Origin of the sequence: Ulvibacter antarcticus, from assembly GCF_003688405.1 — a bacterium.
GTDB lineage: Bacteria > Bacteroidota > Bacteroidia > Flavobacteriales > Flavobacteriaceae > Ulvibacter > Ulvibacter antarcticus.
This window is the reverse complement of record NZ_REFC01000011.1, coordinates 370,060-395,118: the sequence shown is the minus strand read 5'-3', so window position 1 is coordinate 395,118 and position 25,059 is coordinate 370,060. Positions and strand designations below refer to the sequence as shown.

General features: G+C 35.0%; 24 protein-coding genes. All 24 read left to right on the top strand.

The genetic code is table 11. From position 1 onward, the window contains the following. Positions 1–4 precede the first annotated feature (4 nt). The gene (locus BXY75_RS01985) at positions 5–1,501 is read left to right on the top strand and encodes a GH3 auxin-responsive promoter family protein (RefSeq protein ID WP_121906020.1); all 1,497 of its coding nucleotides are present in this window, start codon (positions 5–7) and stop codon (positions 1,499–1,501) included. Between the two features lie 22 nt (positions 1,502–1,523). Continuing rightward, entirely contained in the window at positions 1,524–3,203 is a 1,680-nt protein-coding gene (locus BXY75_RS01980; protein ID WP_121906019.1) for a DUF6909 family protein, read from the top strand. Between the two features lie 14 nt (positions 3,204–3,217). Next, entirely contained in the window at positions 3,218–4,234 is a 1,017-nt protein-coding gene (gene rfbB / locus BXY75_RS01975; RefSeq protein WP_121906018.1) for a dTDP-glucose 4,6-dehydratase, read from the top strand. After that, complete coding sequence (rfbA, locus tag BXY75_RS01970; RefSeq protein ID WP_121906017.1) at positions 4,231–5,088, top strand: glucose-1-phosphate thymidylyltransferase RfbA; 858 nt, start codon at positions 4,231–4,233, stop codon at positions 5,086–5,088. The genes rfbB and rfbA overlap by 4 nt, the downstream gene beginning before the upstream one ends. A gap of 2 nt (positions 5,089–5,090) precedes the next feature. Next, positions 5,091–5,636 (top strand): dTDP-4-dehydrorhamnose 3,5-epimerase, encoded by a 546-nt coding sequence (gene rfbC, locus BXY75_RS01965; RefSeq protein ID WP_121906016.1) that lies wholly within the window; start codon positions 5,091–5,093, stop codon positions 5,634–5,636. Further along, positions 5,633–6,493 carry a dTDP-4-dehydrorhamnose reductase gene (rfbD, locus tag BXY75_RS01960; protein WP_121906015.1) on the top strand — a complete coding sequence of 287 codons (861 nt, stop codon included), beginning with the start codon at positions 5,633–5,635 and terminating at the stop codon, positions 6,491–6,493. Before rfbC ends, rfbD begins: the two co-directional genes overlap by 4 nt. Positions 6,494–6,504: 11 nt before the next feature. Continuing rightward, positions 6,505–7,476 (top strand): hypothetical protein, encoded by a 972-nt coding sequence (locus tag BXY75_RS01955; RefSeq protein WP_121906014.1) that lies wholly within the window; start codon positions 6,505–6,507, stop codon positions 7,474–7,476. Positions 7,477–7,505: 29 nt separating this feature from the next. Next, positions 7,506–8,522: a UDP-N-acetylglucosamine 4,6-dehydratase (inverting) gene (pseB, locus tag BXY75_RS01950; protein ID WP_121906013.1), complete on the top strand. Its 1,017-nt coding sequence runs from the start codon at positions 7,506–7,508 to the stop codon at positions 8,520–8,522. Beyond that, positions 8,522–9,685 (top strand): UDP-4-amino-4,6-dideoxy-N-acetyl-beta-L-altrosamine transaminase, encoded by a 1,164-nt coding sequence (pseC, locus tag BXY75_RS01945; RefSeq protein WP_121906012.1) that lies wholly within the window; start codon positions 8,522–8,524, stop codon positions 9,683–9,685. Before pseB ends, pseC begins: the two co-directional genes overlap by 1 nt. Continuing rightward, entirely contained in the window at positions 9,682–10,530 is an 849-nt protein-coding gene (locus BXY75_RS01940; RefSeq protein ID WP_121906011.1) for an aldo/keto reductase, read from the top strand. Before pseC ends, BXY75_RS01940 begins: the two co-directional genes overlap by 4 nt. After that, the gene (locus BXY75_RS01935) at positions 10,527–11,429 is read left to right on the top strand and encodes a Gfo/Idh/MocA family oxidoreductase (protein WP_121906010.1); all 903 of its coding nucleotides are present in this window, start codon (positions 10,527–10,529) and stop codon (positions 11,427–11,429) included. Before BXY75_RS01940 ends, BXY75_RS01935 begins: the two co-directional genes overlap by 4 nt. Continuing rightward, positions 11,422–12,165, top strand: coding sequence for an SDR family oxidoreductase (locus BXY75_RS01930; protein ID WP_121906009.1), 744 nt, complete (start codon positions 11,422–11,424; stop codon positions 12,163–12,165). Before BXY75_RS01935 ends, BXY75_RS01930 begins: the two co-directional genes overlap by 8 nt. After that, a complete protein-coding gene (locus BXY75_RS01925) occupies positions 12,150–12,854 on the top strand; it encodes an acylneuraminate cytidylyltransferase family protein (protein ID WP_121906008.1) in 705 nt (234 codons plus the stop codon). The genes BXY75_RS01930 and BXY75_RS01925 overlap by 16 nt, the downstream gene beginning before the upstream one ends. 40 nt (positions 12,855–12,894) lie before the next feature. Beyond that, positions 12,895–14,304, top strand: coding sequence for a UDP-2,4-diacetamido-2,4,6-trideoxy-beta-L-altropyranose hydrolase (gene pseG, locus BXY75_RS17200; protein ID WP_211331804.1), 1,410 nt, complete (start codon positions 12,895–12,897; stop codon positions 14,302–14,304). After that, complete coding sequence (locus tag BXY75_RS01915; RefSeq protein ID WP_121906007.1) at positions 14,286–14,969, top strand: formyltransferase family protein; 684 nt, start codon at positions 14,286–14,288, stop codon at positions 14,967–14,969. Before pseG ends, BXY75_RS01915 begins: the two co-directional genes overlap by 19 nt. Then, positions 14,947–15,657, top strand: a complete 711-nt coding sequence (locus BXY75_RS01910) for a PIG-L deacetylase family protein (protein ID WP_121906006.1) — start codon at positions 14,947–14,949, stop codon at positions 15,655–15,657. Before BXY75_RS01915 ends, BXY75_RS01910 begins: the two co-directional genes overlap by 23 nt. A gap of 4 nt (positions 15,658–15,661) precedes the next feature. Further along, complete coding sequence (gene pseI / locus BXY75_RS01905; protein ID WP_121906005.1) at positions 15,662–16,702, top strand: pseudaminic acid synthase; 1,041 nt, start codon at positions 15,662–15,664, stop codon at positions 16,700–16,702. 113 nt (positions 16,703–16,815) lie between these two features. Continuing rightward, on the top strand, positions 16,816–17,991 hold the full coding sequence (locus tag BXY75_RS01900) for a lipopolysaccharide biosynthesis protein (RefSeq protein WP_170152831.1): 1,176 nt from the start codon (positions 16,816–16,818) through the stop codon (positions 17,989–17,991). Between the two features lie 200 nt (positions 17,992–18,191). Further along, complete coding sequence (locus BXY75_RS01895) at positions 18,192–19,001, top strand: polysialyltransferase family glycosyltransferase (protein WP_147437214.1); 810 nt, start codon at positions 18,192–18,194, stop codon at positions 18,999–19,001. Between the two features lie 13 nt (positions 19,002–19,014). Next, on the top strand, positions 19,015–20,298 hold the full coding sequence (locus tag BXY75_RS01890; protein WP_121906002.1) for a DUF6418 domain-containing protein: 1,284 nt from the start codon (positions 19,015–19,017) through the stop codon (positions 20,296–20,298). Further along, complete coding sequence (locus BXY75_RS01885; protein WP_170152830.1) at positions 20,267–21,490, top strand: O-antigen ligase family protein; 1,224 nt, start codon at positions 20,267–20,269, stop codon at positions 21,488–21,490. Before BXY75_RS01890 ends, BXY75_RS01885 begins: the two co-directional genes overlap by 32 nt. Positions 21,491–21,625: 135 nt before the next feature. Next, positions 21,626–22,753 (top strand): glycosyltransferase, encoded by a 1,128-nt coding sequence (locus BXY75_RS01880; protein ID WP_245962903.1) that lies wholly within the window; start codon positions 21,626–21,628, stop codon positions 22,751–22,753. Next, complete coding sequence (locus BXY75_RS01875) at positions 22,750–24,060, top strand: UDP-glucose dehydrogenase family protein (protein WP_121905999.1); 1,311 nt, start codon at positions 22,750–22,752, stop codon at positions 24,058–24,060. The genes BXY75_RS01880 and BXY75_RS01875 overlap by 4 nt, the downstream gene beginning before the upstream one ends. Beyond that, entirely contained in the window at positions 24,060–25,046 is a 987-nt protein-coding gene (locus BXY75_RS01870; RefSeq protein ID WP_121905998.1) for a UDP-glucuronic acid decarboxylase family protein, read from the top strand. The genes BXY75_RS01875 and BXY75_RS01870 overlap by 1 nt, the downstream gene beginning before the upstream one ends. The last annotated feature ends 13 nt before the right edge of the window (positions 25,047–25,059 follow it).

Genomic DNA, 25,059 nt, shown 5'->3' with positions numbered 1-25,059 from the left:
GCCTATGTCTTTAAAATCTTTTGGAGCAAAAATTTTCGCTAAGATTGTAGTTTCACGAATCGATAAATGGGCATCGAACCCGATTGAAACACAACAAAAAGTATTTAATTCTCTAATTTCAGATGCGAAGGATACCAGCTTCGGAAGGGATCACGATTTCGAAGCAATTTTATCACCTAAAGATTTCGCGAACCGCGTACCCATAAGGGATTACGAAGCGTTAAAGTCATATGTAAATCGTATGGTTGATGGGGAAGCCGACGTGCTATGGCCGGGAAAACCACTGTATTTTGCGAAGACTTCAGGAACGACTTCAGGTGCTAAGTACATTCCGCTTACTAAGGAATCTATGCCTTTTCATATGGAAGCAGCCCGAGATGCGATTCTATGTTATATACATGAAACCGGGAAATCTGATTTTGTAGATGGCAATATGATTTTTTTGCAAGGAAGTCCGGAGCTGACAGAAAAAAACGGAGTTAAAATTGGAAGATTATCAGGAATAGTAGCACATTTTGTACCCTCTTACCTTCAGAAGAACCGACTACCTAGTTGGGAAACCAATTGCATTGAAGACTGGGAAACCAAGGTGGATGTAATTGTGGAAGAAACCAAAGACCGTGATATGACCGTCATTAGCGGAATTCCTTCCTGGGTTCAAATGTATTTTGAACGCCTTCGGAAGGTCACACAAAAAGATGTAGGAACATTATTTAAAAACTTCAACCTTTTCATTTATGGCGGGGTGAATTATGAACCATACCGAGCGAAATTTGAAGCATTAATCGGAAGAAAAGTGGATAGTATTGAGCTTTATCCTGCAAGTGAAGGCTTTTTTGCGTATCAGGATAAACAAGATGTGAAAGGGATGTTGTTATTGCTCGATAGCGGAATTTTCTATGAGTTTGTTGAAGCAGCCTCTTTTTTTGACGAGAATCCAAGGCGACTCACCATTGGTGAAGTTAAAACGGATGTAAATTATGTGATGATTATCTCTACAAACGCCGGATTATGGGCATATAATTTGGGAGATACTGTGCAATTTACTTCTACTAGACCCTATCGTGTAATAGTTTCCGGGCGAATAAAACACTTTATTTCGGCTTTTGGGGAACATGTTATAGGCAAGGAAGTGGAACAAAGTATGCAAGATGCAATGCAACAGTTTCAATTTTCTATTTCAGAATTTACTGTGGCGCCGCAAATCCTTCCGAAGCAAAACGAATTGCCTTATCATGAATGGTTGGTCGAATTTGAAACGGAGCCGAAAGACCTTCCGAAGATAGCCCTAACGCTGGATAATTTAATGCAGGAACAAAATAGCTACTATAAAGACTTGATCACTGGTAAGGTGCTTCAACCGTTAAAAATAACCGCCCTTAAAAAAGATAGTTTTCATCATTTCATGAAATCGCAGGGAAAACTGGGAGGCCAAAATAAAGTGCCGAGGCTCTCTAACGACCGTATAATTGCAGATCAACTAATCCAATTACAAGCTTAAAATAATACTATCTTTGCATTCAATGACTCAGAAAAAGAAACATACAAGAACTCGAGCACAGGAAAGTACGGGAGCCATTGAAAGGCTCTATATCACCATGCGCCATTTATACAACCGTGGGTTTTACAAGCCAATGGGCGTTTCAGGAGATAGTCTGCGAGAATCCTTACTTATTCTACGGCCTGAAATCTATGGGTCTATTGCCGAAGATAAAATTGAATTACAAGGTTTGCTGTACGTGATTGATCGATTGCCCATGGGTATCGAAGAATGTCGTTTTATCAACTTAACAAGCGACGAAGGCTATAAAAACTCTCATTTTGAAGCGATAATTCCAGCCAAACGTAGAAGAAATTGCTATCGAATTGATGATGAGCAGATGAACATTGAAATTACGCGTGGACGTTCTGAAATCTATGATATTCTAACCCACCTTACCTTTTTGTATATTGAATCGCATAAGATCATGAAGCAAGTAATGATCGATGAATCGGGAGGGGTTATAAGAGATTGGAAAAAGCTGGAAGCTGCGGTATTAAAGGAAGGAAAGCTAACGCAGAAGGAGAAAGAAATTGCACTTACGCACACCGCCAATTTCCTGGGACGCACATTCGAAGAGGTTAGCGAAGTCTATGGAGCCTTTGCCGACAGTAAAAATGAAGATCGTTTTTTAAATATTATTTATTACCTCGGAAAGAGGGCAATTGAGGAGATTGTTGATGATAACAAAAGGATAATTACGTTTAGTCCCGTGTTACGCGAGCGATTGGGACACCATTTACATGGAGAACGATGGGCATTAAAGATTAAGCATATTCTGGACGAAAAAGGGCTTTTAAAACGGCCATTACATATTGTAAGTTCAAATATGCACAGTGTAATGAACACGCTATTCGCCGCTGAAGCGCTTCCTTCGGAAGCAAAATCGGGGGATCGTATGAAGCTGTACGAGTTGTTAAGCAAATCTGGGAGTCATAAGCAGCGTGATAAGGTGTTAAAACTGGCGCAGAAGAACGGCATGACTTTTATTGACGACACAAGTGGAACCAATATCGATGTGCAAATTTTTGATACAGCAAAGTTAAATAACACTGTCTATTCTTCCGGAAATGACACTCCAACGGATAAGAAACCAGTTATTATTGTAATGGATTATGCTTTTGGCGAGCAAGCCTATGAAACAATGGATGAGCTGTTAAAACCATATGAAAATGGTACACGACACTTTCTGGACGTAGTTTCGATCTCTATTATGGGGAAAGCTGGGATACTTGTTGGAGGGAAAGGCGACATCATGATCCCTTCAGCCCACGTATTTGAAGGGACAGCAGACAATTATCCTTTTAAAAATAAACTGAAAAAGAGTGATTTTGCAGATGACGATGTAGCAGTTTGTACCGGAACTATGATTACCGTTCTGGGAACATCCTTACAGAACAGAGATGTACTTCGTTTCTTTCATAATTCCACATGGAATGTAATTGGACTCGAAATGGAGGGTGCACACTATCAAAAGGCAATACAAGCCGCGGCAAAAATAAGAGGAAGTATCAACGAAAAAGTGAAGGTAATGTATGCATATTATGCCTCAGATAACCCTTTAGAGACCGGAAGTACACTCGCATCCGGCGGATTGGGAGCAAGTGGGGTAAAACCTACATATCTAATCACTGATAAAATGTTAAGGTCAATTTTAGCTTAATCTAAAAAAAAGTTTTGGAAAACAATAAAGTCTTAGTTACCGGCGGCGCAGGATTTATAGGGTCCAATTATGTGCAATATATCCTAGAAGATACCAAGGATGAGGTATTCGTGTTGGATAAACTTACCTACGCAGGAGATGTAAGAAATCTCGAAGAATTTTCGCACTACCCTAACTACAATTTCCTACAAATAGACATCTGTGAAGCAGCTAGTATTATGGAATTGTTTAAAAAACACCGCTTCAATAAAGTGATTCACTTTGCAGCCGAATCCCATGTGGATAATTCTATTTCCGGCCCCGGAGCATTTATTGAAACAAATATCGTTGGTACTTTTAATTTGTTACAAGGAGCCTACAAATTATGGATGAATGGTCCTAACGACTTGAAACCCGACTTTAATGATGCGCGGTTTTTACATGTCTCGACCGATGAGGTTTATGGAACTTTAGGAGCCACCGGGCTTTTTACTGAAGAGACTCCATACGCACCAAATAGCCCGTATAGCGCATCGAAAGCATCCTCAGATTTTATTGTCAGAAGTTACTTCCATACGTACGGACTGCCTGTGGTTACTACTAACTGCTCCAATAATTACGGCCCTAATCAGCATAAAGAAAAATTAATTCCGACGATTATTAGAAAAGCAATTTCGGGAGAACCTATACCAATTTATGGTGATGGCAAGAATATTCGGGATTGGTTATATGTGAAAGATCATTGTACCGGAATCAAATTGGCAATTGATAATGGAGAACTTGGTGAAACTTACAATATTGGCGGACGTAACGAACGAGAAAATCTTTATATAGCGCACACAATTTGTGATCTATTAGACGAAATGAAGCCACAAAAGTTGTCGTATAAAGAGCAAATATCGTTTGTCACCGACAGACCTGGACATGATTTTAGGTATGCGATCGATGCCAATAAGATAGAAAATAATCTAGGTTGGAAGGCCGAAGAGAATTTTGAAAGCGGAATCAAAAAAACGATAGCCTGGTATTTAAAAAACACAGATAGACTATGAAAGGAATCATACTCGCCGGAGGTTCCGGTACGCGATTACACCCAATTACCCTAGCTGTAAGTAAGCAACTCATGCCGATTTACGACAAGCCGATGATTTATTATCCTTTGTCAACCCTTATGTATGCCGGGATTAAAGAGATTTTAATTATTTCTACACCTCAGGATCTTCCTTTATTTGAAAAACTTTTGGGCGACGGGAAAAGGCTGGGCTGTACGTTTAAGTATGCTGAGCAAGCAGATCCAAATGGACTGGCCGAAGCTTTTATTATTGGTAAAGAATTTATTGGAAATGATAAAGTAGCACTGATTCTTGGTGACAATATTTTCTATGGCTCGGGACTTAAAGAATTACTTCAATCTAATAGCAATCCGGATGGTGGAATGATATATGCCTATCATGTTCATGACCCGGAGCGTTATGGAGTGGTGGATTTCGATGCCAACGGTAAAGCCTTGTCAATAGAGGAAAAACCGGTTAATCCTAAATCCAATTACGCAGTTCCCGGAATCTACTTTTATGATAATTCTGTAGTCGAAATTGCGGCAAACATTAAGCCAAGTGCCAGAGGAGAATTAGAAATTACTGATGTGAATAATGTGTACCTACGGAAGGGAAAATTGAATGTGAGTATACTCGATAAGGGCACGGCCTGGTTGGATACAGGAACTTTTGAATCGTTGATGCAAGCCGCTCAATTTGTGGAAGTGATTGAAGAACGTCAGGGGCTTAAAATTGGAGCAATTGAAGAAGCTGCCTATGAAATGGGCTTTATCAACAAAGAACAATTAATCGCATTAGCCGAACCACTTTTAAAAAGTGGCTATGGAAAACACCTTATACAACTGGACTAGCTTTGAAAATAGAACAAACACCACTTACCGATTGCTTTTTACTAGAACCCAGAGTTTTTAAGGATGAGCGCGGATTTTTCTACGAGACCTATAACGCCAACACCTTTAAGGAAGTTACAGGACTTGATATTGACTTTGTACAGGATAATCAGTCGAAATCTACCTATGGCGTGCTTCGAGGACTTCATTTTCAAACCGGAAAGATGGCTCAGGCGAAGCTTGTTCGGGTGATAAAAGGTAAAGTATTGGATATAGTTGTGGATCTTCGGAAGGATTCTGTGAGCTTCGGAAAGAGTTTTTCGGTAATACTTGATGACGTAGACCAGATGCAACTATTCGTACCGCGAGGCTTTGCACATGGCTTTATTACGTTGTCTGAAGAATCTGTATTTGCCTATAAATGTGATAACTTCTATCATGGCCCTTCCGAAGGTGGAATAATCTACAACGACGCAACCTTAGCACTGAATTGGCATCTGTCTGATAATGAATTTATAGTTTCAGAAAAAGACAAACAACTTCCTACATTCAAGGAAGTAACTTCATGATAAAGATACTAGTAACAGGAGCTAACGGACAATTAGGACAGTGTTTAAAAGACGCGTTTCTGGCCTATCCTGAATTTGAGATGGTATTTGCAACACGAAACGACTTAGATATAGCTTCAAAATCTTCGATTGACAAAATCTTCAGTCAGCATACATTTGATTATTGCATTAATACTGCGGCCTACACTAATGTGGAGAAGGCAGAAAGTGAATCGGATGCTGCTTTTGCCATCAACGCTTATGGGGTGAAGGACCTTTCCGAAGCGTGTAAAAAAAGTAATACGACCTTGTTTCATATATCTACCGACTATGTTTTTGATGGAGAAAGCTCGATTCCGTATAAAGAAACAGACAAAACGAATCCTATTAATGTGTATGGAGCTTCTAAATTAGAGGGTGAAGTTTTTATTCAGGAAATATGCGATAAGTACTTTATAATCAGAACTTCATGGTTGTATTCTCAATATGGACATAACTTTCTGAATTCGGTTTTAAATTGGGCAAAGGAAGGACGATCGCTTAGCATCACCACAGAGCAAACCGGGACTCCGACTAACGCGAATGATCTTGCAAATTGCTTGGTGCAAATTATTAAATCCAATTCTAAGGATTATGGCTTGTATCATTTCAGCAATGAAGGAGAAGCGACCTGGTATGATTTTGCAAAAAAGATATTGGAATATTCTAATTTAGAAAAAACAACTCTTGCAAAAACCAACCATTACCGTACTTTTGCGAGAAGACCTAAGTATAGTATTTTGGATAATACAAAGACGAATAAAAACTTGGCTATAAAAAACAGGGATTGGACTAGGAGCTTACAATCATTAATAAAAAATACAGTTAGTAATCTATAATAATCTTATTTATGACACAGCATAATTCACCAGAAGAGGTTGATTTGGGATATTTGTTTAAATCGATTGGTGGTTTTTTTAAAAAATTAGCAAAGTTACTTTTTCTTGTAATTGCTTTTTTCAAAAAGTATCTATTCTTATTCATCGGAATCATAGTAGTGGGTGTTATTTTGGGATATTTTCTTGATCGAAATTCAAAACAGGTTTATGAAAATCGATTGATTGTCATTCCAAATTTTGAGAGTGTTGAATATCTTTACGATAAAACGGAAGAACTCAATTTCAAAATGCGCTCAGGGGATTCATTGGGTTTAAAAATGGTATTTGGAGATAATTACAAAGCCGTTAAAAAGATAGAAATAGAACCAATCATTGACATATATAGTTTTACCACAAAGTCACGTGAAAACATTGATGTATTCAGAATACTTTTTGAAAACCAGGACATGAAAGAGTTTGTTGATGATTTGACAACAAGCAAACAGTATAAATATCAAAAACTCAAGGTTTTTATAGCGGGTAAAGATTCAGAAAAATTAATGGATAGCCTTTTGAGTTATTTGAATGAGAATGAGCACTTTAAACAATATCAGGATATTTATATTCAGAATACTTCAAAAAGATTATCCGAAACGGATAAAATGCTTGCTCAGGCTGATTCAGTGATTAAATCGATAGCATCGGCCAGTGATGGAAGTTCAGCTAACCCTCCGGTTTATGCCAGTTTCAACAACGATTTTTACAGTATATTTCGTTATAAACAAGTATTACTAACAGATCAATTGGAGTTATTAAAAAGGAGTAAAGATGAAGGGGAGATTATAAAACCTGTAAGTATAAATTATAATATTTTGGAAGGTGGATTTGCAACTATAAAAAGCATAATTAAAATTCCATTACTACTTGTTGTTTTCTTTTCAATCATTTTCTTTTTTCGATTTCTTTATTTGCAATTAAGAATTTTAGCAGAAGACAACGATTAAAACTAGGAGACTATTCAAAAATAAATTAAATGTTAGATTTAAATGATAAAACCGTATTAATTACGGGAGGTACCGGATCGTTTGGTAAAGAGTTTACACGATTGATTTTCGAGAGATATCCTAATGTTAAACGACTAGTTATATTATCCAGAGATGAGCAGAAGCATTATCAGATGGCAATGGAATTTCCAGACACAAAGTATCCTGCGATAAGATATTTTGTAGGGGATGTAAGAGATAAGGATAGACTTTTTAGTGCATTTGAAGGTGTTGATATTGTAATACATGCGGCGGCAATGAAACATGTTCATATTGCCGAATACAATCCTATGGAATGTATAAAAACAAACATTCTCGGTGCTGAAAACGTTATAAATGCTGCGATTGCTTGTGGCGTTTCAAATGTTGTTGCACTTTCAACAGATAAAGCTGCGGCACCAATAAATCTCTACGGGGCAACAAAGTTAGCTTCAGACAAGCTTTTTGTGGCAGCAAATAATATAAAAGGTAATAGAAAACTAAAATTTTCTGTAGTACGTTATGGGAATGTAATGGGATCTAATGGTTCAGTCATGCCTTTCTTTTTGGATAAAAAAGCAGAAGGAGTTTTGCCAATTACAGACGAACGTATGACGCGTTTTAACATTAGTCTTGTAGATGGTTGTGAAATGGTGTTTTACGCTATAGAAAATGCTTGGGGAGGAGAAATTTTTGTACCAAAAATACCTTCTTATAAAATTGTAGATGTGGCCAAGGCAATAGCTCCAGACTGTGAATTAAAAATTGTGGGTATTCGACCAGGGGAAAAACTACATGAAGAGATGATAACTGCTTCAGATTCTTTTAACACTTGGGATTTAGGCAAATACTATGCAATTTTGCCACAAAAACCAATTTTCAATTTAGAAAATTATATTGCTAATTTCAATGCTAAAAGTGTTGAAGAAGGATTTTATTACAATTCTGGCTCAAACTCAGAATGGGAAACAATAGAGTCCTTACGTGAACAAATAAAAAAATATGTAGACCCATCATTTACCATATAATGAAAGCAATACCTTACGGAAAACAAAACATTACTCAAGAAGATATAGAAGTTGTAGTAGACGTTCTTAAGGCTGATTTTTTAACCCAAGGCCCAAGGATAGCAGAGTTCGAAGAAAATTTTGCTACTTATATCGGTTCAAGCTATGCTGTAGCAGTGTCTAATGGTACTGCCGCCTTGCATTTAGCCGCTATGGCTTTAGGAATTGAGCCCGGCGATAGAATTATTACAACACCTATTACTTTTGCCGCTTCTGCAAATTGTGTTCTGTATTGTGGAGGTGAGGTTTATTTTGCTGATATAGATCCAGAAACATATACAATTTCATTAGAAGCAGTAGAAAAGTTATTAAAAGCGCATCCCAAAGGATATTTTAAGGGTATTGTTCCTGTTGATTTTACAGGTTATCCTGTCAATCTTGAAGAATTAAAAAAATTGGCTAACGAATATGGAATGTGGATCTTGGAAGATGCCTGTCATGCACCAGGAGGCTTTTTCATTGATAGTAAAGGACAAAAACAAGGTTGTGGTAATTCGAACTACGCTGATGCTGCAATTTTTTCCTTTCATCCAGTAAAGCATATTGCTTCAGGTGAAGGAGGAATGATTACCACCAATAGTAAAGAGGTATATGAAAAACTTTTGGTTTTGCGGACTCATGGGATCACTAGAGAGAATCTTATCAAAGATTTTCCAAACCCCGAATTACAGGGTGGTTGGTATTATGAAATGCAGGAACTAGGGTATAATTATAGAATTACAGATTTTCAAGCTGCTTTAGGGAACAGTCAGCTAAAAAGAGCAGATGAAGGCTTAGAAAGGCGACAAGAAATAGCAGAAAAATATTACGCGTCTTTTTCAGAAAACAAAGGTATTAAAGTACAAAAGAGAAGCAAAGATGCATATAATGCTCATCATCTTTTTGTAATTGAAGTCAGTGATAGAAAAGGTTTATATGATCACTTGAGAGTTAAAAATATCTATGCACAGATCCACTACATTCCGGTACATTTAATGCCATTTTACAAAAAATTTGGGTGGAAAGAAGGAGATTTCCCAAATGCAGAAAACTATTATAAAAAATGTATAAGCTTACCTATGTATCCGAGTCTTACTAATGATGAACAGGATTATGTAATTGAAACGGTAAAAAGTTTCTTATGAATCTATTAAACAAAATAGGTTTAGGTACAGTACAGTTTGGGCAAAAATATGGAATTTCAAATACAACAGGTGTCACACCATTAAGCGAGATAAGTAATATTTTAGAGTATTGCTCTCAAAAACAAATCAACATATTAGATACCGCTTTTGGTTATGGGGAAAGTGAAATTAAGCTAGGAAAGAATAATTTAGAGTCTTTTAAAATTGTCTCGAAATTCCTCCCATTTAAGGATACCGGACTAAATATTGAACAGCAATTATTGAAATCTCTGGCCAATTTAGACCAAAATTCGCTTTATGGATATTTAGCTCATAGATCCTTAGATGTATGCGAAAACAGTGAACAATGGGAAGAACTAAATAGATTAAAAAGTATAGGATTAGTAAAGAAAATTGGTTTTTCATTTAATGAGCCACAAGAATTAAGGGCATTGTTAGAAAAGAAAATGATTCCAGATTTAATTCAGGTACCGTATAATTTTTTTGACAACCGATTTGCCCCCGGTTTTTTAGAGCTAAAAGAAAAATATAACTGCGAAATACACACGAGGTCTGTTTTTTTACAAGGTCTATTTTTTATGAAAACCAGCGAACTTCATTCATTCTTTGAGCCAGTGAAAGCTGAAATTCAAGAAGTACAAAAATTAGGTTCGTCTCTTGCGAGTTCACTTTTAAAATACGCACTGAGTAATGAAAATATTGATTGTGTAGTTTTTGGAGTAAATAGCTTGGCTCAATTAGAATCCAATATTGAAGGACTTAATAAGGCTCTAATCCTGGACAGACCAAAGAACATGAGTTTCAATCCAGATATTTTAACACCTTCAAAGTGGCCCACGGCATGAAAAAATTAAATTTAGGCGTTATCGGAATTAGTGAAGGGAATGGACATCCTTATTCCTGGGCGGCCATTTTTAACGGTTTTGACCATGATGAGATGTCTAAATGTCCATTTCCTGTTATACCTCAATATCTTTCCGAAGAAAAATATCCCGAGGACTTTCTAGTGGATTTGGGTGAGGTTACCCATGTTTGGTCTCAAGATGTTGAAGAATCAAATATGATTGCTAAATCTGCCAAAATTCCACATGTTGTCAACAAACTTGAAGATATGATTGGAAATGTTGATGCCGTTCTTTTAGCCCGTGATGATGCCGAAAATCATTTAAGAATGTCAAAATCATTTCTTCAGGCTGGAATACCGATATTTATTGATAAACCATTGGCGTACTCTTTAAAGACGGCTCAAGACATATTAAGCTATCAAACATATGAAGGACAGCTTTACACCTGTTCTTCTTTAAGATATTCTACTGAGCTTTTGTTAAGTGAAGAGCAAATCAAGACTCTGGGAGATGTTTACTTTATCGAGGCTACAGTTCCTAAAAGTTGGGAAAAATACGCTATCCATGTTATTGAGCCTATAATTGCTGGAAATCCGAGTAGAGGAAATTTGCTCAATGTTAAGGTTATATATAAACGCGAAGGATTAAAAAAAGTCTTGGTTGAATGGGAAAATCTTACGGCAGTTATTAGTGCGTATGGTGTTTTTTCTAGCCCTATTGAAATTAAATATTTTGGTTCAAATGGACAAGCACAGACGAATAGGTTTACATCCGCTTTTCCTTCATTCAAAAAATCCTTAGAGACTTTTGTCTTAAATATTGGGAAGAACGATTTACCAATCCCAAGGAATGAAACACTTGAAATTATTAACATTATAGAAAAGGGAATCAATGGCTAACATTTTAATTACAGGAGGAACAGGTTTGTTAGGATTTCATATGGTTAAATCTATGCTTAATGAAGGCCATAAAGTTGTTTTTACCACAAGAAGCAAAGAGAAGGCAGATAACTTATTAGATGAAAATCATCTTGACCGCAAAAATGTTAGTGTAATTGAAATTGATTTTTCTTCGGAAAACTTTGAAGATGAATTGATGAGTCAAATTTCTATTCAGTTTGATGTTCTTATTTTTAATGCCCGAAATTTGGATAATCTGAAAATAGACAACAATGGAAAAGTAAGCGCTAAACAATTTCAAGATGAATTTGCAATGGCAGTGACTATTCCATACCTCATTACCAATAAGATTCTTGATGAAGGACATAAAGTAGGAGATATCATATTTATTGGTTCTATGTATGGTTCTGTTGCTCCAAATCCGCAGCTTTATGACAATTTCGAGGGTCAATCTCCAATAAATTATGGAATCGCGAAAGCAGCTCAAATCCATTTATCAAAAGAACTGGCGGTAAGGTTGGCTCCTTCAAAGATTAGGTGTAATACAATATCCTATGGAGGAATTGAAGGACGCGTAGATGTAGAATTTAAGAAAAGATATGCTCGTTTAACACCCTTGTCAAGAATGCTGAAGCTTGATGATATTTATCCCCCTATAAAAATGCTTCTTGACAATGCAGAATTACCTATTACAGGTGAAAACATTAAAATTGATGGAGGATGGACGATTTGGTAAAAAAGAAAATAGTTGCTATAATTCCAGCAAGAGGTGGATCTAAAAGAATTCCGCATAAAAATATTATAGATTTTGATGGAAAACCTTTAATAGCTTGGACTATTGAAGCCGCATTGAAAAGCGGATTATTTGATAAAGTAGTTGTAAGTACAGATAGTGAAAAAATTGCAAAAGTTAGCATAGAACACGGAGCAGAAGTACCCTTTTTAAGAGATCAGCATGCAGACGATCATAGTCCAGTTAGCGAAGGGACGCTCTCAACAATTAGGCAACTTGAGGAAAATGGATTGTATTTTGATGAGGTTATCCAATTATTTGCGGTTTGTCCTCTTAGAAATGAGCAAGATATAATTGAGGCATATTCAAATTTTAAAGAAAACGACTTAAAATTACAGATATCCTGCTATAAATACACATGGATGAACCCGTGGTGGGCTGTTAAACTAGACAAAAGTGGTAAGCCAGAATGGATATTTGACACCGTTAAGGAAAGGTCGCAAGATCAGCCGGAACTCTATTCACCAACAGGCGCCATTTGGATTGCCAATGTTAAAAAGTTAAAAAGCGAAGGAACATTCTACGGTTCTGGGCATAGATTTCATCCAATCGATTGGAAACGAGCAGTTGATATTGATAATTTTGAAGATTTAGAATTGGCTCAAATCCTTAAAAAAGTAAATCAAAAGTAGGGCAGTTTCTAGGGAGTACAATCGATTTAAATTCTGAAAAATGAAGCGGAAATTATTTATACGAGCTGACGGGAATACAGATATAGGACTAGGGCATCTTATAAGATGTTCAGCTTTGGCCGAAATGCTTTTGTCAGATTTTGAAATAAGCTTCTATTGCATTCATATTCCAGAACAAATATCAAATGACTTTACATCTAAAGGATTTAAAGTTAAGTGTATTGATAATAATGACGATTTTATAAAAATACTCACAGGTGACGAAACTGTAGTTTTAGATCATTATGGTTTAAACACTGAATTTCAAAAGAGAATCAAATCGCAAGGAAATAAGCTAGTATGTATTGATGATGTTTTTGATAAAGAATTCTATGCAGATTTAATTATAAACCACGCACCAAATATTACCAAAGCAATGTATCAGGCTCAACCTTATACTAAATTTGCTCTTGGTTTAGATTATGTATTATTAAGAACTCCTTTTATTGAAGCTGCAAAAAAAGCAAAACTTCCAAAAAAGGAAAATTCGGTATTTATTTGTTTTGGGGGAAGTGATGTTAATAATCTAACCGAAAAAACTGTATCTATCGTATTAAATGATTCTCGTTTCAATGAGATAAATGTAGTAGTTGGCTCCTCTTATAGTCACAAAACGAGTTTAGAATTATTAAGTAAGGCACATAGAAATGTAAAAATACATGAAGCTCTCGACGCAGATGAGATGATTTCCTTAATGAAAATGACTCAATTGGCAATCTTACCTTGTAGCGGAATTTTACTAGAAGCACTAGCGTTAAAATTAACAGTGATTGCTGGTACTTATGTGGATAATCAAAGTATTCTATATGATGGCGCCAAAAAAGCCGATTTAATAATAGACACTAAGCATTTTAGTGAAAATGACCTTAAAAAGGCTATTAACAAGTTTTTTCAAACGAAAACTCAACAAAAGGAAGTCACGATTGACGGCTTGTCGGGAAAACGATTTAAAGCTGTATTTTTTAAATATTCAGTCAGTTTACGACCAGCAAATGAAAAAGACATGCTCTTGTTGTTTGATTGGGCGAATGATCCGGATGTGCGAAAAAACGCTTTTAATTCAGAAAAAATAGAACTGGAGAACCATAAAAAATGGTATTCAAACAAAATTAAAGATGCAAACACTAAGATTCTTATATTGGAGAAGGACGAACTTCCTTTAGGTCAAATTAGGTTTGATAAGACAGATGACAATTGGACAATCGATTATTCCATAGACGCAAAATACAGAGGTTTAGGTTTAGGAGGAAGAATTATTGAACTCGGAATAGAACATTTGAAGGAAGACGTAAAAGCAATTGTAAAAGTTGATAACATAGGTTCATGCAAAGTTTTCGAGAACCTCGGCTTTACCAATACGAATGAAGGAAATATAAACGTATATCAAAAAAAATGGAAAAGACGTTCATAGTACTTTCTGAAAAGAAATGGCATAAGCAGGTATACGCAGCACTAAAATTAAAATTTGGTGAGTTTAAATGGGTTTTAATAGACCAAAAGGAAGAATTTAATCTTGTTAATCTTGAAAATTTAAAACCTGAGAAAATTTTTATACCCCATTGGTCCTATATCATTCCTGCTTCTATATATGAAAATTACGAATGTATCGTTTTTCATATGACAGATTTGCCTTATGGAAGAGGTGGAAGTCCGCTTCAAAATCTTATTGTTAGAGGGAAAACTGAAACTAAAATATCAGCGTTACGTGTTGAAAAAGGATTGGATACTGGAGATATATATTTAAAGAAGCCGTTAAGTCTATCCGGAACTGCAGAAGAGATCTTTATACGTAGTTCAAGTATTATAGAACAAATGATTGAAGAAATAGTTTCAGAAAATCCATCACCAAAAAAACAAGAGGGTGAGATAGTATTGTTTCAAAGACGAAAACCTGAAGAGAGTAATATTGAAAGCATTTCTGAAACCAAAGAGGTTTATGATTATATTAGAATGTTGGACTGCGAGGGCTATCCAAATGCATACCTTGAAAATGAATCTTTTAAATTCGAATTTTTCAATGCGACAGAGTCATCAAACAACGAAATAATAGCCAATGTTAGAATCATTAAGAAGTAAAAAAATACTTGTTGTAGTTGCACATCCCGATGATGAGTTATTGGGTTTAGGAGCCACTATGCACAAATTGATCAAATCCTATTCATGCAAAATAAGGGTTGTTATTTTAGGTGAAGGAATAACATCACGATCTGATAATAGAGATACTGAGAAGTGGGCAGAAAGCTTGAGAATCCATAAAGAAAACATTGAGTCTGCAAGAAAAGCTATTGGATATGAATCTGTTGGTGTTTATGATTTTCCGGATAATCGATTCGATACGGTGGCTTTGTTGGATATTGTAAAAATCATAGAAAAAGAAAAGGAAAGTTTCAAGCCTTCAGTAATATTTACACATCACGGAGGCGATGTTAACATAGACCACCAACGTACTTTTGAAGCAGTTGTTACAGCAACGCGTCCATTGGAACATGAAAATGTGACGACTATAATTTCTTTTGAAACGCCTTCTGGAACTGAATGGCGCGCAGCCACAGATCCAAAACACTTTATACCAAACTTTTTTGTGGAAGTATTAGAAGAGGATATTGACGCAAAAATAAAAGGAATGGAGTCCTACGAGTTTGAAAAAAGAGGATATCCGCATCCCAGATCTCCTGAGGCTTTAAAAATACAGGCTCAAAGATGGGGAATTGTAGTTGGGAAAAATTATGCTGAAGCTTTTTCCATAGTGCGAATTATAAATTAGAACAATGAAAATTAAAGATTTTGACCTTACTGGAAACAAAGTTTTCATAATTGCGGAGTTATCCGCGAACCATAATGGAAGCATAGAAACAGCGATTGAAACCATTAAAGCCGCTAAAAAAACCGGTGCTGATGCTATAAAACTGCAGACTTACACTGCAGATACCATGACCATAGATGCAAAATCTGATGATTTTCTGCTTAAACAAGGAACCGTATGGGATGGAAAATATCTTCACGACCTATATAAAGAAGCTTATACGCCATGGGAATGGCACAAAGAACTTTTTAAGGTTGCAGAAGACGAAGGACTCATTTGTTTTTCATCTCCTTTTGATAAATCAGCGGTAGATTTTTTGGAAGAGCTTAATGTGCCTGCTTATAAAATAGCTTCTTTTGAAATTACCGATATTCCTTTAATAGAGTATGTAGCTTCAAAAGGGAAACCTGTTATTATTTCAACCGGAATAGCGACAACTGAAGATATTGAGTTGGCTTTGGACGCTTGTCATAGAATGGGAAATAAAAATATTGCATTGTTAAAATGTACATCATCATATCCTGCTCCAATAGAAGAAGCAAATATGGTTATGGTGAAAGATCTGGCAGAAAGGTATGGTGTAATTTCAGGATTGTCTGACCATACTATGGGCAGTACAGCACCGGTGGTTGCAACCTGCTTTGGAGCAAAAATCATCGAAAAACATTTCATTATAGATCGAGCAATTGGAGGCCCTGACGCTTCATTTTCAATGAATCTGGAAGAATTCACCGGAATGGTAAAAGCAGTGCGTGAAGCTGAAATGGCCATTGGAAAAATAGATTATTCTTTAACCAAAAAGCAAGAAAAGGGACGAGAGTTCAGTAGATCTATTTATGTGGTTAAAGACAGTAAAGCCGGGGAATTAGTTTCCGAAGAAAATATTAGAATAATCCGACCTGGTTTTGGAATGCACCCAAAATATTATAAAGAAGTACTTGGGAAAAAATTTAGTAGTGATGTAAAAAAAGGAGAAAGGTTATCTAAAAAAAGTTTTAAAAACTAACAGCTACAACTCCTTTAATCGAGAAAATAATATCGAAAGTTTCAGAAATGCCAATTAAACTTAGAAGCCTGCCCTTTAATAAATTATCATCTTTCTTTCTGAGGATATCGGCAATGGCATCTAAATTTATTATTTTCACAATTCTTTCTAAATACTTCGATACAGAGACCTACGGTGTTTATTCTCTGCAGGCCACAACAATTACCATTGCAATTTTCATATTGGGTTTCGATTTTTATAACTATACGATTCGAGATATTTTAATAAATAAAGAAAATACCTCCTCGAAGATTTTTACTTCATTATCGCTATATGTTACTAGTTATTTACTCTTTACAATTATTGGGTATTTTCTATTTACAAGTATCGATTATTTTGCCGATTTTACATTTTTACTCATCATTATTTGTATTACCGAACACTTAAACCAAGAAATTTATAGACTTCTTTTGGCTTTTAAGAAGGTACTAGTTGCGAATATATTATTATTCGTGAGAGTAGCTGGATGGACATTGTTTGTGTTATATCAAATTTATGCTGTTGGAATTGAAGTTACAATTAGAGACGTTCTATTAATTTGGATGTGGTTCAATATTATGACGCTTCTTTTAACTTTCGTTTTATTTTGGAAAATCATATCAAGTGCGTTAAGTTCAATTCGTTTTAAAAAGGATTGGCTTTTAAAGGGAATTCGAATTAGTATGATCTTTTATGTAGCAACCATATTTTTAAAAATCATTGAATATTCGAATCGGTATATAGTCGAAGGAGTTTTAGGAGAAGCCGCGGCGGGAATCTTTTCTTTTTACTCAAATTTTGCTATGGTAATTGGAATTTATGTGAGCACCATTGTTGTTTCATACGAACTGCCGGATTTAATAGAAAGTAGTACAGGCGACAACTTCAATTCTAAATTGAAAAATTTTAAAAAACTATTAATCGTTCATTCTTTAGTGGCATCTTTTGCAGTACTTATTTTTATGTATCCGATCCTAATTTGGCAGGGTAAACCAGAGTTTATTTCATATTGGCCGTTGATTGTATTGTTTACAGTTGGAATGTGTTTAATGAACATTTCATTAGTTTATCATTCCTATCTTTATATAAAACACAAAGAAAAGAAACTACTTGAAATTGTAGTTATATCAGGAATTATAAATGTTGTTATTACCTACGGGCTATGCAAATTTTATGGTCTTTATGGTGCAGCTGGAGCATTTTTAATAACTGCCGTATTAATGTATTTACTGCGAAGAAATGCAGCTAAAAATAAAGCATTTAGTGTATGAAACACATATTTTTTGCATTAGGACAAAATCACCTAAACAACTTTGAAACACTGCTTATAAATAAAGTCGTCGAAGGGGGGGAATATGTATTAATCTGCGGAGCAGGAATCACCTATAACGCAAAACTTTGGAGCCATACAATAGTTTCAAAAGTCTCATTTAACAACAATGCGGTTTCTAAGTATAAGCAATTGCAAACAATGTATTCTAAGGTAAAGGAATATTCAGTTATTGTTAAAAAACTGAATTCTTATAGGAATCAACCTTGTCGAATCTATCTGGCTTATATTGAAGATGTTTTAAGCAATTATTTGTTCTTTAATTTTAATAAGGAGGCTGAAATAGTAGTTGTTGAAGATGGGACCTTGAATTATTATAATCACACAATGTCAAATATTGATGGGTTAAAATTCAAACTAAAAAAACTGATTGCTAAATTGCATGGTTTGCGGTTTCAGGAATATGAGGGTCATTCTTCTGGTGCAGCATATTCGAAAGTAGTAGAGCAGTATTTAACTTTTCCGGAAGAGGCTTATGTCTCCAAAAACGCAAAGCAGCTCCCTATAATTAAAGAAACTATTGAGAATCCAGTACCGGAATTATATATTATTGGTCAGGAAGCTTTTGGGGCTATAGTAGGAAATGAGTACTTTTTGAAAGAATTGGCAAATTACTTCTCCGAATTGCGTAAACAAGATTTTTATGACACGGTTTCTAAAATATATTATAAACCTCATAGGAATGGGATTAGATTGAGTAAAGAGTATATATCGGATTTCTTTCCTGAAAAAGAAGTTGTTTTTTTAAATACTACAAAAACATCAGAGGAAGTGTATTTTGAAGAAATTCAGTGTGCGTATATTTCAAGTTTTAACTCAAGTACCCTGATTAATATCTTTTCAAAATTGCGAAAAGAAGAGCGAGATTTGTTCGAGTTTTATATATATCCGCTTAGGAAAGATGAACTCTCTCCCTTGTTTAAAAAGCTTAACTTTAAATTTTTAAATTAGAAAAAAACTGTCAATGGAATTCTTAATAAACATATTATTTGCAGTGCTTTTCGGGGTCTTTGCCTATTTTTATGCTAAGAATAGCTTTACATTATCATTTTTGTACGGTTTAATTTTTTACCAAGCCTTTAGTACCATACCATCCCTTATTTATTTGGAACAAGGGATATACATCAACGAACAAGGTAGGTATAGTTTTTTTACGGGCGCAACAATCTTATCAGTCCTGTATTTCATTTTTACTTTGATAATCATTGCAATGGCTTTTAAAAGTTTTAATAAAAAGAAACTGCCAACATTCAATTTAGTATCTAAAGGAAGAAATATTGACCTCACTTTACTTGTAGTCATAGTAATAATCTCCATGGCGTTGTTACTTTTAAATGCTGCATTGTCGCCATTGCCTATGTTCAGTTCTTCGGTAGACCGCTTTACATATTGGTCTAGTTCTAGGCTTCCGTTTTTGAATAAAATATTCGGAAATACTGGAATTTTTATACCATTTGCTTTGGGAGTGCTCTTTCCAAAATATAAGAAATTTTCAATCTTTATGTTATTCCTATTTTATGGGTATAATTTTTTAATCGGACAAAAATTCTCTCCAATTCTAGCTGGAACTTATTCTTTCCTATTGCCACTTGTTTTTTATTATCGAAAAAATCTTACAGTTTATATAAAAAGAGCATTACTACCCTTGTTTCTAATTTTCGTTATTTTAGTAGGGGTCATGTATCAAATAACATATACAAAATACGAAGAGACTCGACCTTTCGCGAATATTCAAATTTATGATCCCAATGAAGCAATGGTTTATAGAATTTTTGGCTTACAAGGACATCTTTTGTGGGGTGCGACAGAGCGATATGTTATAAACGATAACCCTAAATCTTTTAATCCAACCGACTTGCTTTATGGGATGCCAGTTATGATGAAAGAATATGCAAAAGATAAAAAAATGGTTTTGAATGCTAATGCCGAAGGAGGATATAATTTCACAAATGCTTATCCAGGAATTCTTTTTCAAATCTTTCCCCTTTCAATGGCTTTAGTGTTTCATACATTTTTAACAATTTGTTTCTTAGCATTAATGGGATGGATGTTAAAAGAATTCATGACTCAAGGCGCATGGTTTTTATCAGTTATAGCATATCAGTTATTTAACTGGGTACTTTATGCCTTTGTTATGGGTTACTTTTATAAGCTTTACTTTACCATATTCTTTTTTGTAGTTTATGGATTTTACGTGTATTTCAGAAAAAGAAAAAATGACTCACACCTTCCAGAACTCCAAAACTAAAATTGCAGATTATAGTTTTCTGACTTTCTTTGCCGTCTTGCCTTTTGTAGATGTATTATCTCCAATAGTGCTAGGCATTGCATTAGTTCTTGCTCTTTTCTTTAAATCTCAAAAGGGATTTCTGAAACGATTAGCGGGTAATAGAAAGTTCTATCTACTGTTTTTTTATTTTCTTCTTGCTACAGTAAGCCTCTCTTACTCCCAGGACTTTCCTGAAAGTTTTAAAAAATTGTCAAGGCTCATTGCCTTTATTTTAGTTCCATTGCTCTTTTTATTGGTAAATCCTTCAAATGAATTGATTGAAAAAGCAAAAAAGGTTTTCTTATATGCCCTTATCGCATTTTGTGCCTTTTCATTGCTTAAGCTAGGGTATAATTACATTGTCAACTTCGATAATAGAAACTGGTACAATTTCTTACAGGATTCTATGTACCATAAATATATGCCAGAGGATGCTATGTATTTAAATACAGGGCTGGTTTTTTTACTCTTCGGAAACTATTCTAAAAACTTTAAACTTTTTATCGGGATACTCTTTCTCTCGGTAATAGTATTGTTCGCGGTTCGCTTAGGACTGTTTGTATATGTATTAATAATAGCGGTATATTTTATATCAAATATTAAAACCTTATTCAATTTAAGAAGTGTAGTTACTTTAATTGGCATCGTGCTTTTTTCAATAGTTTTGATTAATCAGAGTAGGTATGCGAACGATAAATTTTATGATACCCTTCAAAAAATAGGATTTAATACCGGAGATCAAGTTTCAGAAATTGGCGCAAAATATCATAAAATAGGATTGAGGGAAAAAATATGGACCTCCAGTATTGATTTAATTAAGGAAAGACCGATTTTGGGTCGAGGTGCTGGAGTTGAGAAAAAGCCTCTGGCTATTATAAATAAACGAAAGGGTTATGATATTCCACCAACATATAATTCACACAATCAATTTCTATCAGTTATAATCCAATATGGTGTTTTTGGAATCACTTGGCTATTAATCGTTTTCATTCTTTTGTTTAGGACAACAATAAAAAACAAAAACTTACCCCGAATTTTAATTGTCGTAGTTATGTTTATTTCAATGATTACAGAAAGCTATCTAGAATTGCAACAAGGACTTTTTTACTTTTGTGTTATCACCTCGCTTTTAATATGGAATCCAGTTTTGTCAAAATCAACCAATAAATAAATATTATTTCAACCTTCTGTTGCGGTGTTGAAATGATGTTTTTCAGGAATAACAGTTTACAGTTGAAATTTTACATTTTTCAGCTTTGTTTTTTTTACTTTTGCGCCTTCATTTAATATTCTTAACATCTATACTTTGAAAATTAAAATTGTCCATATTCTTCATGCAGTTGGCGGTGTAGATGTATCATTAAGATTAATTCTAGCGAATATCGATTCAGATAAATTTGAGTCTATCGTGATTCATGGTGATTCTGATAAGAATGAACCTTTTCTAAACGATAAAAATATTCCCATAAAAAATTATCCAATTTCGATTATTAGGAACATAAACCCTTCCAAAGATTACAAAGCAATTAAAGAAGCAAATAAAATTATTAAAAACGAAAAGCCGGAATTAATTCATGTACACAGCGCCAAGGGAGGTGTTATTGGTAAAATTGTAGGTAAAATGAACAATATTCCGGTGCTACATACGCCACAGGCCTATTCGTTTTTAAGCGCCAATTCCAAATTTAAAAAGAATGTCTTTCTTACTTTGGAAAAATTTCTTTCAAAATGGAATAATAAGATCCTTGCTTCTTCCAATTCAGAAAAAAATAGAGCATTAGAAGAGGTAGGATATAATACTGATCGGGTATTACTTTTCAATAACTCTATTAATGCAATTGATAATATTTCAAATTTAAGTATTGAAAAAACCTGGCCTGATGATTATATCTGCTCGGTAGGACGCCCATCATTTCAAAAAAATATTGAATTGATGATCGAAATCTTGCATCAAATCAAACAAACAAAACCTAATATACATTTGGTTTTAATGGGGGTAGGTTATCACGCACCAAATTTGGGGCAAGTGAAATCACTTATAGCCAACTATAATTTAGAATCTAATATTACATTGCTGGAATGGACGCAGCGTGAAGATATTTTTAACATTATCAAAAACTCAAAATTATATATATCAACCGCTCGTTATGAAGGGCTACCATATTCGGTTATTGAGGCACTTGCCTTAGGAAAGGCGTGTGTCGTTACAGATGCCGATGGAAACCGGGATTTAATTACACATAATACCAATGGATATGTTATTTTTGATGAAAACGTAAAGGAGTTTGCAAATAAAGTCGATTCACTCTTAAAGGATGATCAAAAACGTACTGAGTTTGAAAATGCTTCACTAGAAATTTTTGATAAGAATTTCAACATAGAAAATACAATTTCCTCCCTGGAGGCCATTTATATTAAAGAAAGAAAAAAATGAAAATAACCGTTGTTGGAACTGGATATGTCGGATTAGTAACTGGAACATGTCTTGCTGAAACAGGCAATGAAGTAGTTTGTGTAGATATTGATGCCGAAAAAGTATTGAAAATGCAAAATGGTGTTGTTCCCATATACGAACCACACCTTGACGTACTCTTTGAAAGAAATATTAATGCCGATCGATTAAAATTTACAACTTCTTTAGACGAAGGTCTTGAGCATGGAGAAATTATATTTTTAGCACTTCCAACTCCGGAAGACGAAGATGGTTCTGCAGATCTTTCTTATGTTTTAAATGTTTCCGAAGAGATAGGAAAAAAAATAAAAACGTATAAAGTTATTGTCGATAAGAGCACCGTACCGGTTGGTACCGCCGAGAAGGTACAAAAAGTAATTGCCGCGAACGCAGTTTGTGATTTTGACGTGGTTTCAAATCCTGAATTTTTAAGAGAAGGTTTTGCTGTGGACGATTTCCTAAAACCAGAGCGTATCGTTGTTGGATCAAGTAGTGAAAAGGCAACAAAAATAATGCAGAAACTGTACAGCCCGTTTGTTCGTTCCGGAAATCCAATTATTATAATGGATGAGAAATCGGCCGAATTAACCAAATATGCTGCAAATGCTTTCCTAGCCACCAAGATCACTTTTATGAACGAAATCGCAAATTATTGCGAAAAAGTAGGCGCCGATGTTGATAAAGTGAGAGTTGGAATGGGAACTGATTCACGAATCGGAAAACGTTTCTTGTTTCCAGGAATAGGATATGGAGGCTCTTGTTTTCCGAAAGATGTAAAAGCACTTCAGAAAGCAGGATCTGATTCAGATTATGATTTTAAAATTTTAGACGCTGTTATTGAAGTAAACGACACTCAAAAAACGACCTTACTTCCAAAAATTGAAGCGTATCTTGACAACGATGTTTCAGGAAAAAAAATAGCAATATGGGGACTGGCTTTTAAGCCTGAAACCGATGATATACGAGAAGCACCATCGCTTTATATGATGAAAGCTTTGCTCGATAAAGGAGCTCATTTAAGCGTTTTTGACCCGGAAGCGATGCCGAACATCAAAAAAATGTTTGGAGATTCTCTAAACTACGCTAATTCAATGTATGAAGCGACAGAAGGCGCTGATTCGCTTCTTATTTGTACAGAATGGAGTATTTTTAGAACACCAAACTTTCAGAAATTAAGAGAACAGATGATTCGACCTGCTATATTTGACGGTAGAAACTTATATAATTTAGACGATATGGAAAGCGAAGGCTTCACCTATTTTTCCGTCGGAAGAAAACAAATAAACTAATGAAAAAAAGAGTTTTAATAACAGGAGCATCCGGGTTTTTAGGTTCTCATCTATGTGATAAGTTTATTTCTGAAGGATACGAAGTTATCGGAATGGATAACTTAATAACGGGCGACTTAAAAAACATTGAACATCTTTTTAAAAATGAGTTCTTTGAGTTTTATCATCACGACGTTACTAAATTTGTACACATCCCGGGAAAAGTAGATTATATCCTACATTTTGCCTCACCTGCAAGTCCGATAGATTATTTAAAAATCCCAATCCAAACCCTAAAAGTTGGATCGTTAGGAACTCACAACTTGCTTGGTTTGGCTAGGGAGAAAAATTCACGGATTTTAATTGCTTCTACTTCGGAAGTATACGGAGATCCATTGGTGCATCCACAAACAGAAGAGTATTACGGAAACGTAAATACCATTGGTCCAAGAGGTGTTTATGATGAGGCAAAACGATTTCAGGAATCGATTACCATGGCCTATCACAGGTTTCACGGTGTAGAGACTAGAATCGCTAGAATTTTTAATACCTATGGCCCTAGAATGCGCCTCAATGATGGAAGGGTAATACCTGCATTTATAGGACAAGCCCTTCGTGGAGAGGATCTCACCGTATTTGGCGATGGTTTACAAACACGTTCGTTTTGTTATGTCGATGATCAGGTAAGAGGATTATATAGCTTACTTTTAAGTGACTATTCTTTACCGGTAAACATTGGAAATCCGCACGAAATCACAATTTTAGATTTCGCGAAAGAGGTCATTAAACTAACAGGATCTTCCCAAAAAATAATATATGAACCTTTGCCTAAGGATGATCCTTTACAAAGACAGCCGGATATTTCAAAAGCGAAAAAAATCTTAAATTGGGAGCCAAAGGTTTCCAGAGAAGAAGGAATGAAATTAACATACGACTATTTCAAAAATTTGTCGCAAGAAGAATTATTTAAAAGCGAGCACAAGGATTTTTCAAAACATATAAAATAGTATAAGCGTGTCA

Excerpts from the sequence above, each read along its gene's own strand:
- BXY75_RS01985 (WP_121906020.1), top strand. The coding sequence starts at position 5 with ATGTCTTTAAAATCTTTTGGAGCAAAAATTTTCGCTAAGATTGTAGTT.
- BXY75_RS01980 (WP_121906019.1), top strand. The coding sequence starts at position 1,524 with ATGACTCAGAAAAAGAAACATACAAGAACTCGAGCACAGGAAAGTACG.
- rfbA (WP_121906017.1), top strand. The coding sequence starts at position 4,231 with ATGAAAGGAATCATACTCGCCGGAGGTTCCGGTACGCGATTACACCCA.
- rfbD (WP_121906015.1), top strand. The coding sequence starts at position 5,633 with ATGATAAAGATACTAGTAACAGGAGCTAACGGACAATTAGGACAGTGT.
- BXY75_RS01955 (WP_121906014.1), top strand. The coding sequence starts at position 6,505 with ATGACACAGCATAATTCACCAGAAGAGGTTGATTTGGGATATTTGTTT.
- pseB (WP_121906013.1), top strand. The coding sequence starts at position 7,506 with ATGTTAGATTTAAATGATAAAACCGTATTAATTACGGGAGGTACCGGA.
- pseC (WP_121906012.1), top strand. The coding sequence starts at position 8,522 with ATGAAAGCAATACCTTACGGAAAACAAAACATTACTCAAGAAGATATA.
- BXY75_RS01940 (WP_121906011.1), top strand. The coding sequence starts at position 9,682 with ATGAATCTATTAAACAAAATAGGTTTAGGTACAGTACAGTTTGGGCAA.
- BXY75_RS01935 (WP_121906010.1), top strand. The coding sequence starts at position 10,527 with ATGAAAAAATTAAATTTAGGCGTTATCGGAATTAGTGAAGGGAATGGA.
- BXY75_RS01930 (WP_121906009.1), top strand. The coding sequence starts at position 11,422 with ATGGCTAACATTTTAATTACAGGAGGAACAGGTTTGTTAGGATTTCAT.
- BXY75_RS01925 (WP_121906008.1), top strand. The coding sequence starts at position 12,150 with ATGGACGATTTGGTAAAAAAGAAAATAGTTGCTATAATTCCAGCAAGA.
- pseG (WP_211331804.1), top strand. The coding sequence starts at position 12,895 with ATGAAGCGGAAATTATTTATACGAGCTGACGGGAATACAGATATAGGA.
- BXY75_RS01915 (WP_121906007.1), top strand. The coding sequence starts at position 14,286 with ATGGAAAAGACGTTCATAGTACTTTCTGAAAAGAAATGGCATAAGCAG.
- BXY75_RS01910 (WP_121906006.1), top strand. The coding sequence starts at position 14,947 with ATGTTAGAATCATTAAGAAGTAAAAAAATACTTGTTGTAGTTGCACAT.
- pseI (WP_121906005.1), top strand. The coding sequence starts at position 15,662 with ATGAAAATTAAAGATTTTGACCTTACTGGAAACAAAGTTTTCATAATT.
- BXY75_RS01900 (WP_170152831.1), top strand. The coding sequence starts at position 16,816 with ATGGCATCTAAATTTATTATTTTCACAATTCTTTCTAAATACTTCGAT.
- BXY75_RS01895 (WP_147437214.1), top strand. The coding sequence starts at position 18,192 with ATGTATTCTAAGGTAAAGGAATATTCAGTTATTGTTAAAAAACTGAAT.
- BXY75_RS01890 (WP_121906002.1), top strand. The coding sequence starts at position 19,015 with ATGGAATTCTTAATAAACATATTATTTGCAGTGCTTTTCGGGGTCTTT.
- BXY75_RS01885 (WP_170152830.1), top strand. The coding sequence starts at position 20,267 with ATGACTCACACCTTCCAGAACTCCAAAACTAAAATTGCAGATTATAGT.
- BXY75_RS01875 (WP_121905999.1), top strand. The coding sequence starts at position 22,750 with ATGAAAATAACCGTTGTTGGAACTGGATATGTCGGATTAGTAACTGGA.
- BXY75_RS01870 (WP_121905998.1), top strand. The coding sequence starts at position 24,060 with ATGAAAAAAAGAGTTTTAATAACAGGAGCATCCGGGTTTTTAGGTTCT.